We start from the raw sequence: 3,568 nt of genomic DNA, 5'->3' as shown, positions 1-3,568 counted from the left end.
AGGACAAGAAATTTTCAATTTGATGAAATCCGTATTGAGTTAGCACGTGAACTTAAGAAGAATGCAAAAGAACGTGAGGAAATGACCAAAGCTATGAATGCAGGAAAAATTGAACACGAGAAAATTATTAATATTCTTCAAGTCGAAGATGGAATTAAATTTCCAACGCGCAATGATATTATTCGGTATAAGTTATATCAAGAACTAAAAAATAATGGTTACAAAGATTTGTACACCAATCAATATATCGAACGTAAAGATGTTTTTACGAAAAAATATGATATAGAGCATATTATTCCGCAATCACGTTTGTTTGATGATAGTTTTTCCAATAAAACTTTAGTTCCTCGTCAAATCAATTTAGATAAAGGAAATAAAACGGCTTACGATTATATTTTTGATGCCTTTGGACAAGATAAATTAAATGAATTTTTGATACGTTCAAAAGCTTTGTTTGATTTAAATGATGAGGGAATTTCAAAAGCTAAATACAAGAAACTAACAATGAAAGGTTCTGAAATTGGCGAAGGTTTTATTCAAAGAGATTTACGTGATTCACAATATATTGCTAAAAAAGCGAAAGAAATCTTGTTTCAAATTACTAAATCGGTGCTTTCAACTTCTGGTTCAGTTACAGATCGTTTGCGTGACGATTGGGATTTGGTCAATGTGATGAAAGAATTGAATTTGGAAAAATACCGTTTGGCAGGTTTGACAGAAATGCAAACAACAAAAGATGGTAAGCCGAAAGAAGTCATCAAAGATTGGACAAAACGTAATGATCATCGTCATCATGCCATGGATGCTTTAACAGTAGCTTTTACTAAACGTAGTTTTATTCAGTATTTAAACAATTTGAATTCGCGTAGACATGATGAATATGATGGTATTTCAAATTCAAATAATAAAAAATCAATTGATACGAATAGTTTAAGAATTTCGAGTAAAGATGCTTTAGGAATTGAAGAAAAAGAAACACATAAAATAAATGATGGAAAAGGAAACTATAAACGCGTTTTCAATGAACCTATTCCAAATTTCAGACAACTGGCAAAGCAACATTTAGAAGCTGTTTTGGTATCGCATAAAGCCAAAAATAAAGTAGTAACTCGAAATATCAACAAGATAAAAGGAAGCGATAAAGTTCAGATTGCTTTAACACCCCGAGGACAAATGCATAAAGAAACTGTATATGGAAAAATAAAACAATATGCATTTAAAGAAGAAAAAGTTTCAGCCAAATTTGATGAAGCTACAATTGCTATGGTTTCGAATCCACAATATAAATCTCTTTTATTACAACGTTTGGCCGAAAATGGAAATGATTCTAAAAAAGCTTTTACAGGTAAAAATGCGTTGTCAAAAAATCCAATTTTACTAAAAGACGGAACAACATTGCCTGAAAAAGTAAAGTTAATGTGGTTGGAAGATGATTATACGATACGAAAAGATATTGGACCAGATTTAAAAATTGATAAAGTGATTGACGAAGGTGTAAAACGAATTTTACAAACTCGATTAGATCAATTTAAAAGAGATCCAAAAAAGGCTTTTTCTGATTTAGATCAAAATCCAATTTGGTTGAACGAAGAAAAAGGAATCGCAATTAAACGCGTAACGATATCAGGAGTTAAAAATGCTGAAGCATTACATGTTAAAAAGGATCATTTAGGAAATGATATTTTTGATGAAGATGGAAATCAAATTCCAGTTGACTTTGTTAATACAGGAAACAATCATCATGTTGCTATTTACGAAGATGAAAAAGGAAATCTTCAAGAAAAAGTAGTTTCATTTTATGAAGCTGTTGCTCGTGTAAATCAAGGTTTACCAATAGTAGATAAAGGCTATAATAATCACTTAAGTTGGACATTTAAATTTACAATGAAGCAAAACGAAATGTTTGTTTTTCCATCAGAAGATTTTAATCCAAATGAAATTGATTTATTTGATAGGAAAAATCAGACTTTGATAAGTAAACATTTATTTAGAGTGCAGAAATTCGGTTCATTATTATCAGGCTTTTGGTTTAGACATCATTTGGAAACAACAGTTGATTCTAATAATAAATTAAAAGGAGTAACTTTTAAGGTAATTCAATCTTCAAATAATTTGAAAGATATTATTAAAGTACGTACAAATCATTTGGGAGAAATTATTCATATTGGAGAATATTAAAAATGTAAACATATGCTAAAACGTACCATTTACATTGGCAACCCTTCTTATTTAAAGTTGAAAGATAATCAGCTAAAAATAGAAGATGCGACAACCAAAGAAATCAAAGGCTCTATACCTATTGAAGATTTAGGATTTTTGGTGTTGGATCATTATCAAATTACCCTAAGTCATCAACTTATAGTGATGTTACAACAAAATAATGTGGCGATAATTAGTTGCGACGATAGTCATATGCCTTTAGGGTTGATGTTACCAATGAATGGTCATGTGGAGCATAGTGAGCGATTGAAACATCAAATTAACGTTTCGGAACCATTGCGTAAACAGTTGTGGAAACAAACGATAGAAGCTAAAATTTATCAACAGAAAGCATTGTTGAGTAAGTTTGGTTTTGTAGAGGAGCCAATGCAGAATTATTTAACGAATGTAAAATCGGGAGATTCCACGAATATGGAAGGAATTGCTGCGCAATATTATTGGAAACAGTTATTTGACAATTTTACGCGAGAACGAAATGGTGATGCTCCTAATAATTTTCTGAATTTTGGATATGCTATTCTTCGAAGTATGGTTGCAAGAGCTTTAGTGAGTTCTGGATTAAATCCTACAATTGGTATTTTTCATCGTAATAAATACAATCCCTATTGTTTGGCTGACGATATAATGGAGCCTTATCGTCCTTATGTTGATGAATTGGTCTTAGAATGGATGAATAAGCCTTTTCGACCGACTGAAATGAGTAAGGAAGCGAAAGCACATTTATTACAAATAGCAACAAAAGATGTGAAAATAGATGGTTTGAAAAGACCTTTGTTGGTAGCGATAAGCTCTACAACAAGTTCTTTATATAAGTGTATGATAGGGGAGCAGCGTGTGATTCGTTTTCCTGAAATGACATGAGTTTTAGTCGTTATAATGCTTATCGTATTATGTGGGTTTTAGTTTTATTTGATTTACCAACGGAAACAAAAAAGCAAAGAAGTCAAGCTACTCGTTTTAGAAAAGAGTTGATAGACGATGGATTTACTATGTTTCAGTTCTCGATTTATTTGAGACATTGTCCAAGCAAAGAAAATGCTGAGGTACATATAAGACGAACAAAATCTAAATTGCCAGAATTTGGTAAAGTTGGAATTATTTGTATTACTGATAAACAATTTGGACAAATGGAGATATTTTTTTCCAAAAAAGAAACCGATTTACCAACAGGTCCACAACAATTAGAATTATTTTAGGAATAAAAAAATCCGATAGAAAACTCAACTTCTATCGGATTTTACTTTTTTCTCATTTCTAAATTTCTTCTCAAACCCTTTTATATAAAGGATTTTAAAATGAGGTTGTAATTACTTACGTAAAATTACTAAAAGTGAAAGGAACTCACAAC

Annotated in this window: 3 protein-coding genes; all 3 read left to right on the top strand. The window is 31.0% G+C overall.

The annotated features are described in order from the left end of the window. On the top strand, window positions 1-2,178 hold a 2,178-nt coding region (gene cas9 / locus B4E95_RS05145; RefSeq protein WP_291090470.1), incomplete at its 5' end, for a type II CRISPR RNA-guided endonuclease Cas9. Between the two features lie 12 nt (window positions 2,179-2,190). Continuing rightward, complete coding sequence (gene cas1, locus B4E95_RS05140; RefSeq protein ID WP_291090467.1) at window positions 2,191-3,081, top strand: type II CRISPR-associated endonuclease Cas1; 891 nt, start codon at window positions 2,191-2,193, stop codon at window positions 3,079-3,081. Then, window positions 3,078-3,416: a CRISPR-associated endonuclease Cas2 gene (gene cas2, locus B4E95_RS05135; protein ID WP_019976178.1), complete on the top strand. Its 339-nt coding sequence runs from the start codon at window positions 3,078-3,080 to the stop codon at window positions 3,414-3,416. The genes cas1 and cas2 overlap by 4 nt, the downstream gene beginning before the upstream one ends. Window positions 3,417-3,568: the final 152 nt, after the last annotated feature.

This window comes from Empedobacter sp. UBA7494 (genome assembly GCF_002478465.1).
Lineage (GTDB): Bacteria > Bacteroidota > Bacteroidia > Flavobacteriales > Weeksellaceae > Empedobacter > Empedobacter falsenii_B.
This window is presented reverse-complemented; position numbering and strand designations above follow the sequence as displayed.